This is a genomic window from Amycolatopsis sp. NPDC059657, assembly GCF_042734395.1.
Taxonomy (GTDB): Bacteria; Actinomycetota; Actinomycetes; order Mycobacteriales; family Pseudonocardiaceae; genus Amycolatopsis.
Genome location: NZ_JBHWEB010000002.1, coordinates 116914 through 130465, shown reverse-complemented (window position 1 = coordinate 130465; position 13552 = coordinate 116914). Strand labels below are relative to the sequence as shown.

Below are 13552 nucleotides of genomic sequence, written 5' to 3'. Positions count from 1 at the left end.
GCCGGAATCGGGGGAAAACCCTGAGCCGCCCCTGGTTATTGCTCGTCCAGCCCGTGCTCGATCGCGTAGCGGGCCAGCTCGACACGGTTGTGCAGCTGGAGTTTCCGCAGCGTGGACTGGACGTGGTTCTCGACCGTGCGATGCGAGAGCACGAGTTTCTCCGCGATCTGCCGCGCGGTCATGCCCTTGGCGACGAACCGCAGCACGTCCGTCTCACGCTCGGTGAGCCGAGGCGGCGGGGCGCCGTCGGACGGTGTGTCGGCCATCCGCCGGTACTCGCCGAGCACGAGCCCGGCCAGGCCCGCGGTGAACACCGGGTCGCCGTCGGCGGTCCGTCGCACCGCGTCGACCAGCTCCAGCGCCGACGCCGACTTCACCAGGTAACCCGACGCCCCCGCTTTCACGGCCTCGAGCACGTCCTCGTGCTCACCGCTCGCGGACAGCACCAGCACCTTGGTCGTCGGCAGCGCGCCGGTGATCTCCCGGGTCGCGTCCACCCCCGAGGTCTCGCCGAGATTCAGGTCCATCAGCACCACGTCGGGCCGGACCGCGCGGGCGATGCGGACCGCCGCGTCGCCGTCGGCCGCCGTCGCGCGCACGTCGAAGCCGTGCTCGGTGAGGTCACGCGCCACGCCTTCCCGCCAGATCGGGTGATCGTCGACCACCATCACCGAAACACCCTCGCTCATCGCTCTCCCCTTGCGTTGACCGGAATCCTGACTTCCCATTCGGTGCCCGAGCCCGGTGTGGAGTCGAGTGCGCAGGTGCCGCCCAGATCGGCCACCCGCCCCCTGATGGACTTGGCGACGCCGAGCCGGCCTTGCCGCTCCGCGTTCTCCAGCCGTCCCGCCTCGATGCCGGGGCCGTCGTCGCGGACGCTGACCACGACCTCGGTGCCGAGGTCCTCCAGCAGCACCCACGCCTTCGCGCCCGGCGCGTGCTTTTCCACATTGGACAGTGCTTCCCTGGTGACCGCGACCAGCTCGGCCGTGGTGTGCGCCGGCAGCGGCACGGTCCCCGCCGGGGTCGAGATCTGGATGTCCGGCGTCGCCAGCAACTGCAGCGCGGCACGCAGATCGGTGGTGCCGTCCTCGTCGGGGCCGACCGGCTCGGTGGTGACCAGCGCGCGCAGCGCGACCTCCTGTTCACCGGCGAGTTTCGCGAGTTCAGCAGCCTCGCCGCCGAATTCCGCGCCACGGCGGCGAACCCTGGCGAGCACCTGCAGCACGCTGTCGTGGATCGACCTGGCGAGGCGTTCCCGCTCGGCCGTCGCCGCCTCGGTACGCAACGCGCGGGTGAGCCGCTCGGCCGCGGTGCGCGCGGTGTCGGCCGCGACGCCGACCAGCAGGCCGCTCGCGATCAGCAGCGTGCCGTCGCGGGCGACATCGAGGTCGAAGCGGTTGGTCGCGAGCCCACTCAGCACGGCGATGAACAGCCCGCTCAGCGCACCCGCGATCGCGCCGTACCTGGCACTGACCGCCAGCGGCGGCACAGCCGCCCACACGGTCGTGATCAACGGGCTGTTCGCGGCGAACTGCGCTTGCGACAGGATCATCGGCGAGAGCATCAGCAAGCCACCGGTGAACACGAGGTCCACCAGCGTCAGCCAGCCCCAGCGGGTGGCTTCGGCCGCATAGAAGAGGTCGGTGACCACGGTCCAGACGACCATCACACCGAGCACGGTCCACGCCAGCCACGGCCGCGCGAAATCGTTGTGGCGCACGATGACCGCGCCGGCCGCGAACATCAGCATGAGCACCCGCAACACGACGATGCCCAGCCACAACGGGGTGGCCGGGTCACCGGTCGGCGCGGGCGGCTTGGTCATTTCTTCTTGGCTGGCGTCGCGTCCGGCGTCGCGTCCGGTGTCGCGTTCGGCTGCGACGCTTTGTCGTCGAGCACGTCGACGTCGGCCGGGTCCGGGTTCTCCTCGTGCAGCAGCGACTTGATGCCCGCGTTCAGCACGGCAAGCAGCGGCACGGCCAGCAACGCGCCGGGGATACCGGCGGTGACCAGTCCGACGGTGATCGACAGGATCACCGCGAGCGGGTGCAGCCGGACGGCGCGCCCGAGCAGCCACGGCTGCAGGATGTGGCTTTCCAGCTGCATCACCAGGATCACGATGCCCAGCACGATGACCGCGCCGATGAACCCGTTGGTGACCAGCGCGACCAGCACCGCGACCGTGCCCGCGATCACCGCGCCGATGACCGGGATGAACGCGGCCAGGAACACCAGCGTGGCCAGCGGGATCACCAGCGGTACCCGCATGATCGCCAGCCCGACGCCGATGCCGACCGCGTCGACGACGGCCACCAGCGCGGTCGCCCTGACATAGCTGACCAGCGAGGCGAAACCCCTGCGTCCGGCGACATCCACGCGCACCCGCACGTTCGACGGCACCGCGCGGGTGAGGAAGGTCCAGATCTGGTCGCCGCCGGTCAGGAAGAAGATCAGCACGAACAATGTCAGTGCGAACCCGGTGAGGATCTCGCCGACCGCGCCCGCCGTGGTCAGCGCGCCCGCGGTGATCGAAGACTGGTTGTTCTGGATGAATCCGATGGCCTGCTTGATGAAGTCCTGGATCTGCTCCTGGCGCAGGTGCAGCGGCCCGTCGATCAGCCAGGTCTGGATCTGGTGGAGGCTGTCGGTCACCTGCTTCTGCAAAGACGGCAGGCCGTCGCTGAACTGCACGACCACGAAGGTCAGCAGGCCGCCGAGCACGATCAGCCCGCCGATGAGCACGATCGCCGCCGCGATCCCGCGTGGCACCCGCACCGGCCCGGTCGTCAGCCGTGACACCGCGGGCGCCATCAGCGCGGCCAAGAGCATCGCGATCGCGATCGGGATGACGACCACCGACAGGAAGCCGATCAACCAGATGACCACATACAGCGCGGCGCAGACGGTGAGGAAGCGCCACGACAGCGCGGCGCCGATGCGAAGTCCGCGCGGCACGAGGCCCGTCACGTCGGCCGTCTCGGAAACGAACGGGTTCTGGCTGTGCTTCTCGCTCACGGGGTTCACAGTAACGGTCTACCCATATCCGGCATGCCCTTTAAGCCGCAACGTGTTCCGCCAGCCCTGATTACCTGCTGTGAGGGCCGGGTACACGCCGTGTTCTTTACACGATGGTGGCATCAAGTAGCTCTCAAGGTGCGGAGTCGATCTGCAATTTGCTTATCTCTGAGGGCGACATCGATCCCGGCGCGTCCGGGAACACACCAGAACTCTTATTTGACGGCAAGGAGATTCAGTGGAGCACGGGTCGGCAACCGAGGGGCAGGGCGCAGTGCGCTCCAGCCGCTGGGTGTCGCGTGCGCTCTTCGTCCTCGGTGGCGCCGCCGCCGCGTGGATGATCTCCGACGCCTCCGCTTCCGCTGCCGAGGAGCCTGCCGCTCCCTCCGGCGCGAGCGCGGGACTCACCCCCCTCACCGACGCGACCGTCACGGGTCTCAACGACGCGACCCGTGGCGTCTCCGGTTTCGCGGGGGAAGCGGCGGGCGCCGCCACCACCGGCTACCGCGACGCCGTCTGCCACCAGGACGCCACCGCGTGGACGCTGCCCGGCTCCGAAGCCGTCAAGCAGGCACCGGGCTGGTGCACCGACGCCGAGCGCAACCACAAGGGCCGCGTCGAGCACGAGGTCTCCAGCCGCGTCAGCGACGCCGTCACCGACCTCGCGAGCGACGCGGTCGTCCACCCGGTCAGCCGGACGCTCGGGGCTTTCGAGCACATCGTGCGCAAGCCCGAGGACACCCAGCAGGTGCTCGGCGAGACGCTGCAGGCCTCCAACCCCAATGGCGAGCTCGGCCAGCGCGTCTGGGATCTGCTCAACCACAACGACGCCACCGACGTCGTCCTTCCTTCGATCACCGGCCTGCTCCCCGAGCGCGATGACCTGCCGACCGCGACGGCTCCGGCCGCCGCGGAAGCACCGGCCGCGCTCCAGCTCGTCACGGTCGTGATTCCTGGCTCCGCCAAGTCCGCGTTCACCGCGGCCTTCGGTGAGACGTCTCCCGAAAGCTCGGACGTCCAGTCCGATTCGCGCGATGACCAGAGTGGTTCGAAGCTGCCGTTCCCCTTGGACCGGATGCCGATCGCTCCGTCCGCGCCCTCAGCTCCCGGTGGCGGCTCCGCTCCGGGTGGTCATGTCGACGGCCCCGCGTTCGGTTTCATTTCCGGCGCGTCCGCCTCGCTGATCAACGCCTCTGTCAGCAACGCGCTGACGGGCGTGCGGTACATGCCGCTCACCCCGGGCTCTCAGCCCGGTGTCACTCCTGACTGATTTTCCTCATAGCGGGCAGGGTTAACGCGATTTTCCGTCGCGTTCCCTGAAATCCCCGCCACGTCGCCATGCGCTCTTCGCGTCGGCGAACCCCTCTGGTGTCCACCACTTCGTGGCACCTCCATGTACCCGCAAGGGAACCCGAAAAAAGGAGAAATACCCCATGCAGTCCTGGGCAAAGCGCGGACTCCAGACCGCACTTGTTACCGGTGGATTGTTGATGCTGGGTACGGGCATCGCTTCGGCTGACGAAACCGTCAGCCCGGACGCGGCCCCCAGCCCGATCGACCTGAACGTCAACATCCCGCTCGAAATGAAGGCCAACGGCGTCGGCACGCCGATCGGTCAGCTCGACCTCCCCGAGTTCGAGGGCACCGTCAGCTCCGAGCCGGCCAGCGAAGCAGTTCGCCAGGTCGCTCGCGACGTCGACTCGCTCGGCAACGCCTGGCCCGAAGGATCCGGAGAGGCCTCCGGGGCTCCCGCCCGTCAGTCCATCGAAGGCGGCTTCACCGACTCCGGCGGCTTCGTCAACAACGGCGGAACGCTCAAGGGCAACGTCGTCAACGCCGATGTCGTCCCGGCGATCCAGATCTGCGGCAACGCGATCGGTGTCATCGGCAACGCCACCGAGACCGCTGACTGCGCGCAGACCTGGAACCACGACCAGGACATCACCACCGACGGCGCGAACAACGCGCTCGCCGGCAACGCGCTCGTGCTCGACTGGGCCGCCCCCATCGCGGTCAACGGCCTCGGCGGCGGGCTCGCCGGCGGCCGTGGCGCCGCCTCCGGCTCCGCCACGCAGGACATCACCGAGACCGGTGACATCGAGACGAACGGTGATGGCTCCTCCATCTCCGGCAACGTCGTGCCCGCGCAGTTCGCCACCCCGGTCCAGGTGAGCGGCAACGCCGCGTCCTGGATCCTGGGCAATGGCTACAGCGAGTTCAGCGACGACAGCGCGGCCACCGCCGGTGGCTACGTCAAGACCTCCGGCGGCGACGCCGAGGGTCCCGGCGGTGCCGGCAGCGGCAACGTCGTCGGCGCGCCGATCGCGCTGCCGGTCAAGTTCAACTGCAACGCGGGTGCCGCGTGGGGCTCGCTGGCCAACACCGGCGCCTGCGACACCTCGGCCGACGCCAAGGCAGGCGACACCACCGAGGGCATCTCGGGCACGCCGACCTACGTCCAGACCAGCGGTGACGACTCGCTGCTCGACGGCAACATCATCGTTCCGCAGACCGGTGACGTGGCCAACGTCGCGGGTGTGGCCGCTTCGTGGATCGGCAACGCGGGCACCGGGCAGGAGACGCCGGGCACCTCGTCCAGCACCGTCGACGCCGGTGGCTTCGTCAGCACCACGGCGGAGAACTCGGGCGCTTCCGGCAACATCGTCGACCCGGCGCTGGCTCTGCCCGTCGAGGTCTTCGGTGTCGGTGGCACCTACATCGGTATCGCCAACGCCGCGCACGACAACACGGTCGACGCGAACGCGGGCAACGGCTCGTACACCAACGGCAACGGCGCCGTGATCTCGGGCAACACCGCCAACACCCAGATCGCGGGCGCGCCCGAGATCTTCGGTGTCGGTGGCTCGCACATCGGTAACGCGACCGGTGTGGCGACGGAAGAGAAGACCGTCACCGCCGGCGGCTACGACGGCACCCAGGGCAACAACTCGGGTGCCTCGGGCAACCTGGTGCAGGTCCCGGTCGCCGTTCCGGCCGAACTGCTCGGCGTCGGTGGCTCCTTCATCGGCCAGGGCACCGGCTCGGCCGACGAGGTCAAGGTCGTCCAGGGTGGCGGCGGCGGCTCGACGCACGACGACGACGGCGTGATCAGCTCGAACCTCGGCGTGGTCCCGGTTTCACTGCCGGTCCAGGTCGTCGGCGTCGGCGGCGCGTTCATCGGCAAGGGCGTCTCCAAGGGCTCGACCGACACCACCTCGAAGGCCGGTGACAAGGAGAGCGCGACCGGAACCGCCGGTGTCATCGCGGGCAACCTGATCAACGGGCCGATCTCGTTCCCGACTCAGGTGCACGGCGACGGCGTCGTCCTCGGCGGCATCGGCAAGGGTGCCAGCGAGAACATCACCGACTCGATGGCGGGCGGCGACGTCTCCACCGACGGTCAGAACGGCGCGGGCGCGGGCAACATCGTGCAGCTGCCGATCGGCGGCACCGGCTCGATCTTCGGCAACGGCATCGCCGGTGCCGGCATCGGGACCGGCAGTGGCACCAGCGACGTCAAGTCCGTCGCCGGTGGCACCGCCGACACCAACGGTGACAACGGCGCGATCTCGGGCAACATCATCAGCGCGCAGGCGCTGCCGATCGTCCAGGCGTTCGGTGACGCGGTCGCCGCGGCGGCCATCGCCAAGGGCACCGCGACCAACACGGTCGACGCCCAGTCCGGTGGCGACGTCACCACCTCGGGTGTCGACGGCGGCATCTCCGGCAACGTCGTCGACATCCCGCTGGCAGCGGTGGCGCAGGCCTTCGCCGACGCCGTCGCCGTCGGTGGCAACGCGACCGCCGAGGCCGACAACATGACCACCGGCAAGACCGGTGGCGAGTCGACGACCGATGGCGACGGGTCCAGCCTGTCCGGCTTCAACATCCAGCAGCCGCTGGGTGCGCTGGTCCAGGTCTTCTGTGTCGACCTCGGCCTGTTCGGCAACGCTTCGGCGACCGGCACCAACGCGACCGAGATCACCGAAGAGCCGCAGATCTTCGTGCCGATCGACTGGTGCGGCAGCGAAATGGCCGCCGACGAGCTGCCGGCGCTGCCGGACGCGAGTGGGCTGCCCGCGCTGGCGCTGCCCGAGCTCCCCGCGGTCCCGGCCCAGGCCGCCCGCGAGGACGTTCCGGCTCTCCCGGTGCAGCTGCCCGCGCTGGGCAACCTCGGCAACACGGTCTCGGTGCCTTCGATGAAGCTGCCGACCCTGAAGCTGAACACGGTGGACCAGGCCATGACCGCGCTGCAGAGCGCCGCGGTGACCATGCCGAACGCCTCCACCGTGCCCGCCGTGCCCGCCATGGCGGCGCTGGACTCCAACCCGATCGCGGCGTTCTTCTCCAAGATCGCGAGTGGCTTCTCCTCCTTCAAGAAGTGACTTCACCGCCAGTGAAGTGATTCTCTAGGCCACACCCAACAGGCCGGGCCCCATGAGCGAACTCCGCTCATGGGGCCCGGTTCTTTTGTGCGTCAGTCGATTTGGACGGACCGTTTGGCCAGTCCGTACCAATAGCCGTCGATCACGGTCTTCGGTTGGCGCGCGCCACCGGCGCCGAGCGAGACGAACAGCGGCGCGAAATGTTCGATCCGCGGATGCGCGAGCTGGGCGGCGGGCGCCTTGTGCTGGAAGTCGAGCAACGCGTCGACGTCACCGGCCCGCAGCACTTCGTCGCCCCAGCGGTCGAACTCGCTCGACCACGCGGGCGGCGTGCCGTCGGTGCCGGTGACCTGGCGCATCGCGCTCAGGTTGTGCGTGAAGAAGCCGCTGCCGATGATCAGCACACCTTCGTCACGCAGCGGCGCGAGCTTGCGGCCGATCTCGAACAGCTGCTGCGGGTCGAGCGAAGGCATCGAGATCTGCAGCACCGGGATGTCGGCTTCGGGGAACATCTCCACCAGCGGCACGTACGCGCCGTGGTCGAGCCCGCGCTCGGGCGCGTTGTGCACCGGCGTTTCGGTCGAGTGCAGGAGCTTGCGCACCTTCTCGGCCAGCGCCGGAGCGCCGGGTGCGCCGTATTTCACCTGGTAGTAGTGATCGGGGAAACCCCAGAAGTCGTACACCAGCGGCACGGTGGTGGTCGCGCCGAGCGTCAGCGGCGCCTCCTCCCAGTGCGCGGAGACGACAAGGATCGCCTTGGGCTTGGTAAGCGTGCTCGACCACTCGGCGAGCTGACGGGTCCAGACCGCGTCGTCGGCCAGCGGCGGTGCGCCATGACTGAGGTACAGCACCGGCGTCATCTCGACCTCCAGTTGTTTGAACTTTCAACTATATAGTGAGACGCAAGCGCTGTCTGCGATATTCCCCCGTCTGGACCTTCTGCTTCGGCTGCGAAGGAGGAGATGGGCATGGCGAAAGCTGTTCTGGCAGGTGAGAGCGTTGTAGACGCGTTGGCCAGCGTTCCCCGGCTGCTGCGTCACCCGGTCTGGCGAGCCGCGGACCCGACGCGAGGGCAAGGCCAAGGTGTCCTGCTCATCCCGGGTTTCGGTTTCGGCGACCGCAGTCTCCAGGTGGCCGCCACTTGGCTGGCCGCGCGCGGCTACCGTCCGGCCGGCGCGCGCATCGGCATCAACATCGGCTGCACGAGCGTCCTTGTCGAACGCATCATCCGCCGGCTGGAAGCGCACGCCGAGAGCACTGGCCGCTCGGTGATCCTGCTCGGCCAGAGCCGCGGCGGCTGGCTCGGCCGCCTGGTCGCGGTCGAACGTCCCGACCTGGTCCGCGCGCTGGTCACACTGGGAAGCCCGATGCTCGACCCGCTCGGCGCGCATCCGAAGGTCGTCCGCGTCGCGCGGCTGCTGGCGAAGTTGTCCAGCTTGGGGATGCCAGGGTTGCTGACCGCCGACTGCTTGGCGGGCCGGTGCTACGAAACCAACATGAAATCGCTGGCTGAGCCATTGCCGCCGGGGATGCCCGCGGTCGCGTTCTACTCGCGCAGCGATCGCATCGCGCCGTGGAAGTTGTGCCAGGACCCGAGTGCCGAGTGTGTCGAGATCCAGTGCAGCCACACGAGAATGGGCTTCGAGCCGGAGTTTTACACCGCTGTGGAACCGAAATTGGCCGAGTGGGCGACCGATTCCGTTCCGCGGCTGGAACTCAAGGCGTCTTAGTCAAATTTCGTGCCATCCGCTCGAGGACATCGTGCGTGGTGCGGTAGTCCGCCTTGCTGATGCCTTCGGTGACCGGTTCGCGTTGCTTCTGGATTTTCGCGCTGACCCGCTCGTGTGCTGTTTGGCCGGTTTCGGTGAGCTGTCCGGCCGCGACCCAGCCGCGAACGCACGAACGCCACGTTTGCAACGCTGAGCGACACATAAGCCCCGTTCGTGCCGTCCAGAACCCCACGCAAACTCGGGCAAATACGACAAAGCAGAGCAAAAGCGGTAACTTGTATCCTTTGTGGACATTCGCTAGGACACGATCCGCGTCGCCTGACAGCCCAAGTCAAGCCTTAACTATATTTGGGGGGAGGGGCAAAGATGGCGTGCTCCGGGCAGGCCGGCGGGGTCTTCGCTTCGGGAGGCTTGGGTCGTGAGTGTTTAGACCGGTTAGAACCGGCCGTACCACTCACGACCGCTTGCCAGAGCCTCATCGTGAAGCGAGGGTGCCCCCGAATGCGTACTACGCACCCAACGGCCCCCTCACCTCACACCGAGCACGCCACCTTTGGCTTTCCGCCCAATAGAACTGTCGGCAACACTCACGAGTCCTCAGTCTTCGCGGCAGGTGAGGTCCGTCTTCGGGAGCGTGCCGTCGCGGAAGTACGTGTTGACCACGTTCTCCGTGCACTTGTTCGGGTAGCGGCCGAACACGCCGTGCACCCGGACGTCCTGCAGGGTCACCAGTTTCGATCCGGCCATCGACTTATGGAGCGCGACGCCGCTTTCGTAGGCCGTGCGGGTGTCGCCGGTGGCCTGCACGATCAGCGAGGGCACTGAGTTGTGCACCTTGGTCGGCTCTTCGACCGGTTCCGGCCAGAACGCGCACGCGGTGAGGTTGTTGGCGAAGGCGCCGAAGACCGGCTCGGCTGCGCGGTCGCGCTGGATGTTGCGCCAGTACCACTCGGGGTCACGCGGTGAGCGGGTGTCCCCGCACATGATGGCCGCTTGTCCTGAGCCCTGCTCCTCTGGCGTCGGCTTGTAGACGTGGCGCAGGTCGCTCTCCAGCGCGTCACTCGGCTTCACGGGCTTGCCCGCGGCGGCGTCGGTGAGCTGCTGGATGGTCTCGGCGAGAGTCGCGTTGCGACGCGGGTCAGCCAGCGGGCCGAACAGGACGAGAGGCAGTACGTGCTGGTCAAGGTCGTACTCGCCGATGCGGATCGGCTGCCGCGCCGACTGCTTGATCAGGTCTTCGACGTGAGTGCGGACCTGTTTGCCGGTCTTGCCGAGGTGGTACTCGCCGTCGCGGGCCGCGGTCCAGTTCGCCCAGTCGTCGAGCGCGGCCTCGTTGGGCTTGCCCATGTCCTGCACCATCGGCACGCCGAACTTCTTCGAGTCGACCGCGCTGTCGAGCACGAACCGGTCGCTGCGCTGCGGGAACATCTGCGTGTACACCGAGCCGAGGTAGGTCCCATACGACCAGCCGAAGTAGCTGATCTTCTGCTCACCGAGCGCACCACGGATCACGTCCATGTCCCTGGCGGTGTTGCGGGTGGTGAAATGGCGGATGTCGGGACCCTCTTTGACCATGCAGCGCTTGGCGAGGTCCTTCTCGAACCGGGTGTTGGCGTCGAACCCGGCGCGGTCGACGCCTGCCGAGCGCAGCATGGTGCCGACCGGCCAGCCGCAGTCGATCGGAGCGGACCGGCCGATGCCGCGGGGGTCCATGCCGATCAGGTCATAGCGGGACTTCACGTCCGGCGTCATGCTTTCCCGAACGCCGAGCATCATGTCGAGCCCAGGGCCACCCGGGCCGCCGGGGTTCGACAGCATGACGCCGCGCCGGTTCTGCTTGTCGGAGGCCGCCAGACGGGAGATGGCGACGGTGATGGTGCGGCCTCGCGGCTGGGCGTAGTTCAACGGCACCTTGACGTCGGCGCATTCGGCGCCCGCCGCGTCCAACTCCTTGTGGTTACAGGCTTTCCAGTCCAGCTTCTGCTGGTAGAAGCGATCGAGACCGCCTCGCTGAGCCGTTTCCTGATCGGCGAGTGCCACACCGGACCCGGCCAGCAGACTCGCCGCGGCCGCCGTGGTGGCGACAAGCGCACGCATACGTTGCATTTTCTCTTTCCTCACAGTAGAAGTCAGCGCGCACAGATAGCCGTGTCGACGACCTTCAGCACGTCGGCGGAACCGGTGGCGGTCACCTGGTTGACGGTCACGTTCACCGAACGCCCATCGGTGGTGACGCCGCCTCGCGTGCGGAAACCGGGGATGGAGCCGCCGTGGCCCCACAGCTCCTTGCCGCACGAAACCGGGATCCGGATCAGCCCCAGTCCGTATTGCGCGCCGGGAAAGACATCGGCGGGGACGGTGCGTTTCATCTCAGCCAGCTGCGCCGGCGGCAGCAGCCGCCCACCCACAAGTGCGGTGAAGAACCGGTTCACGTCCTGCCCGGTCGAGACCATCGCGCCGGCCGCGCCACCCCAGGACGGGTCCTGGTCGGTGACGTCCACCCACTTGCCCTCGTCCTGGTCGTAACCGCGAGGATGCGCGCCGCGGATGCCGGTCTCATAGGGCGCCGGGTAGTAGGTGTCGGTCAAGCCGAGCGGCCTGATGATCCGGCTGGTGATCTCCGCGGCGGGCGAGCGCCCGGTCACCTTCTCGATGAGCATTCCCGCGAGGATGTAGTTCGTGTTGGAGTACTCCCATTTCGTGCCGGGCTCGAAGCGGGACGGCAACGTCATCGCGAACTGCACGAGTTCGGCGGGCTCGTAATGCCGAGGGCCATCCGTGAGCTTCGGGCCGTAGTCGGGAAGCCCGCTGGTGTGCTGCAGCAACTGACGCACCGTGATGCGGGTGCCATCGTTCCCGTTGCCGCGCACCACACCCGGCAGATAACGGTCGATCGGCTCATCCAGCTTCACCTTGCCCTCGGCCACCAGCTGCAGGATCACCGTCGCGACGAAAGTCTTGGTATTACTGCCGATCCGGACATGCGAGCGGTGTGGAAACGCTTTCCCGGTACGCCGGTCACCGACCCCGCTCACCGCCTCCCAGCTACGTCCGCGTTCGGTGACCACGGCCTGCGCACCGGGCACCCCCGTCCGCACAAGCTCGTCCAGCGCCTGCCCGACCTCATGGCGCACCGACACCGCCGCCATCGCGGGCACAGTGCCCGCCAGCACCGCGCCCACCACGGCCGCACCGACCGCGACTCGTCCCCAAGTCCTTGGTAGCAAAGGAATCCCTCCCTATGAGACCGGGTTCCGCACGTCGGCTCCCGGTGATCACAAGGCTATGGATTCCGGCGCTCACCCCACGATGTCCGCAGCACCCAGGCCCATGGTGGGGCTAGCCCCACCACACAGGTGCCGGTCGAGGAACGCGGCGACGTAGCTGCGGGTGAGGCGAATGCCGAGTGCGGGGTCGAGCGGGAACGTATCTTCGAAGCCGGCCTGCTGGACGAGCAGGTCCAGGTCGGTGAAGGCGTAGTGATCGGCGCCTGCCATGGTCAGCCGCCGTTTCCAGCCGGTCATCATGGGCCACACGGCCTCCCAGGACGGGTCCTTGGTGGCCGCCGGGTCGTGGATTTCGGGACTGCCGACCAAAAGGAACGGCCGATCGAGTGCGGCGACCGGTTCCATCGGCCCATCGAGGTTGACCCCGGCGTCGACGCGCCGGTCGGCGCGCATCGCGGTGGCCGCGGCCGCGCCACCCAATGAATGCCCCACCACGGCGACGCGGCGCTGGTCGATCAGCGGATTGCCGCGGAGTTCGTCGAGCACGAAGGACAGGTCGGTGGCCCGGCTGAGCGCGATCGGCGCGCGGCCGATCTTGTCGGGTAGCCCGCAGGCCGAGCACGGCAGCACGCCACCGGGGAATTTCGCCGAGCTGGACTCGAAAGCGTGGTCGACGGCCGCGGCGACGTAACCGCGGGAAGCCAGGTCCTCCGCGAGCGAGGTGAGGGTGTGACGCGGAACGTTGAAGCCTGGCGAAAGCAGGACGAGCGGGCGCTTGCCGGGCAACGGGTTCGCGCCGACCCGAGACCAGGTGCGGGTACCGATCAGCTTTTCGGCGGTGAGCTGCGGCGCGTCCTCGTGGAAGCGAGCCGAGAGCGCGGCGGCTTCGTCCTTGTCCAGGTAAGGAGCTCGGCTGCCCGTGCCTCGCACCGCCGGATAGAACAGCGTGACCATCAGCCGTCTCGGCCCGGATTCTGGCACCCAGGGGTCCGTCCGGCCGCGGTCGGTGAGGGCGAGCGTGGTCCGCCCGACCGCGTCCCGCCCGGTGGGCGCGGGCAGCGACAAGCCCGCCGCGCCGGCCTCGGCGGCCGACACGGCGGGCATGGAACCAAGCAGGCAAAGGGTGATGATCAGCGCTGAAAGCTTTCGCATACTTGCACTGTGCCGAGAACGGCAGCGGTGGAACACGGGG

The 13552-nt window shown here is 68.2% G+C and carries 10 protein-coding genes; 3 read left to right on the top strand and 7 right to left on the bottom strand.

Annotation, left to right across the window (positions count from 1 at the left end; all coding sequences use genetic code 11):
• Window positions 1–35: 35 nt before the first annotated feature.
• The 3 genes from ACFV15_RS01835 to ACFV15_RS01825 are packed head-to-tail and all read right to left on the bottom strand — an operon-like array spanning window position 36 to window position 3018.
• Window positions 36–689 carry a response regulator gene (locus ACFV15_RS01835; protein ID WP_370945807.1) on the bottom strand — a complete coding sequence of 218 codons (654 nt, stop codon included), beginning with the start codon at window positions 687–689 and terminating at the stop codon, window positions 36–38.
• On the bottom strand, window positions 686–1828 hold the full coding sequence (gene macS, locus ACFV15_RS01830; protein ID WP_378348219.1) for a MacS family sensor histidine kinase: 1143 nt from the start codon (window positions 1826–1828) through the stop codon (window positions 686–688). The genes ACFV15_RS01835 and macS overlap by 4 nt, the downstream gene beginning before the upstream one ends.
• Window positions 1825–3018, bottom strand: coding sequence for an AI-2E family transporter (locus ACFV15_RS01825; protein WP_378348218.1), 1194 nt, complete (start codon window positions 3016–3018; stop codon window positions 1825–1827). The genes macS and ACFV15_RS01825 overlap by 4 nt, the downstream gene beginning before the upstream one ends.
• 238 nt (window positions 3019–3256) lie before the next feature.
• Between ACFV15_RS01825 and ACFV15_RS01820 the strand changes: the two genes are divergently transcribed.
• Both ACFV15_RS01820 and ACFV15_RS01815 read left to right on the top strand, forming a co-directional pair.
• Entirely contained in the window at window positions 3257–4288 is a 1032-nt protein-coding gene (locus ACFV15_RS01820; RefSeq protein WP_378348217.1) for a hypothetical protein, read from the top strand.
• A gap of 163 nt (window positions 4289–4451) precedes the next feature.
• Entirely contained in the window at window positions 4452–7403 is a 2952-nt protein-coding gene (locus ACFV15_RS01815) for a beta strand repeat-containing protein (protein WP_378348216.1), read from the top strand.
• 92 nt (window positions 7404–7495) lie between these two features.
• On the opposite strand, the gene ACFV15_RS01810 is transcribed toward ACFV15_RS01815, so the two are convergent.
• The gene (locus ACFV15_RS01810; RefSeq protein ID WP_378348215.1) at window positions 7496–8263 is read right to left on the bottom strand and encodes a dioxygenase; all 768 of its coding nucleotides are present in this window, start codon (window positions 8261–8263) and stop codon (window positions 7496–7498) included.
• Window positions 8264–8371: 108 nt separating this feature from the next.
• Here ACFV15_RS01810 and ACFV15_RS01805 point away from each other — a divergent pair, with 108 nt between their 5' ends.
• Window positions 8372–9133, top strand: coding sequence for an esterase/lipase family protein (locus tag ACFV15_RS01805; protein ID WP_378348214.1), 762 nt, complete (start codon window positions 8372–8374; stop codon window positions 9131–9133).
• A 597-nt stretch (window positions 9134–9730) separates the two neighbouring features.
• Here the strand turns inward: ACFV15_RS01805 and ACFV15_RS01800 are convergent.
• The 3 genes from ACFV15_RS01800 to ACFV15_RS01790 all read right to left on the bottom strand — a co-directional run bounded on the left by ACFV15_RS01800 (window position 9731) and on the right by ACFV15_RS01790 (window position 13512).
• Window positions 9731–11230 (bottom strand): alpha/beta hydrolase, encoded by a 1500-nt coding sequence (locus ACFV15_RS01800; RefSeq protein WP_378348213.1) that lies wholly within the window; start codon window positions 11228–11230, stop codon window positions 9731–9733.
• Window positions 11231–11262: 32 nt separating this feature from the next.
• Window positions 11263–12282, bottom strand: coding sequence for a serine hydrolase domain-containing protein (locus ACFV15_RS01795; protein ID WP_378348284.1), 1020 nt, complete (start codon window positions 12280–12282; stop codon window positions 11263–11265).
• A 150-nt stretch (window positions 12283–12432) separates the two neighbouring features.
• Window positions 12433–13512, bottom strand: a complete 1080-nt coding sequence (locus ACFV15_RS01790; RefSeq protein ID WP_378348212.1) for an alpha/beta hydrolase family protein — start codon at window positions 13510–13512, stop codon at window positions 12433–12435.
• Window positions 13513–13552 lie beyond the last annotated feature (40 nt).

What these genes read in the sequence shown, in the direction of transcription:
- ACFV15_RS01800 (WP_378348213.1), bottom strand. Translation starts at nt 11,230, where the DNA reads ATGCGTGCGCTTGTCGCCACCACGGCGGCCGCGGCGAGTCTGCTGGCC.
- ACFV15_RS01835 (WP_370945807.1), bottom strand. Translation starts at nt 689, where the DNA reads ATGAGCGAGGGTGTTTCGGTGATGGTGGTCGACGATCACCCGATCTGG.
- ACFV15_RS01795 (WP_378348284.1), bottom strand. Translation starts at nt 12,282, where the DNA reads ATGGCGGCGGTGTCGGTGCGCCATGAGGTCGGGCAGGCGCTGGACGAG.
- macS (WP_378348219.1), bottom strand. Translation starts at nt 1,828, where the DNA reads ATGACCAAGCCGCCCGCGCCGACCGGTGACCCGGCCACCCCGTTGTGG.
- ACFV15_RS01805 (WP_378348214.1), top strand. Translation starts at nt 8,372, where the DNA reads ATGGCGAAAGCTGTTCTGGCAGGTGAGAGCGTTGTAGACGCGTTGGCC.
- ACFV15_RS01815 (WP_378348216.1), top strand. Translation starts at nt 4,452, where the DNA reads ATGCAGTCCTGGGCAAAGCGCGGACTCCAGACCGCACTTGTTACCGGT.
- ACFV15_RS01810 (WP_378348215.1), bottom strand. Translation starts at nt 8,263, where the DNA reads ATGACGCCGGTGCTGTACCTCAGTCATGGCGCACCGCCGCTGGCCGAC.
- ACFV15_RS01790 (WP_378348212.1), bottom strand. Translation starts at nt 13,512, where the DNA reads ATGCGAAAGCTTTCAGCGCTGATCATCACCCTTTGCCTGCTTGGTTCC.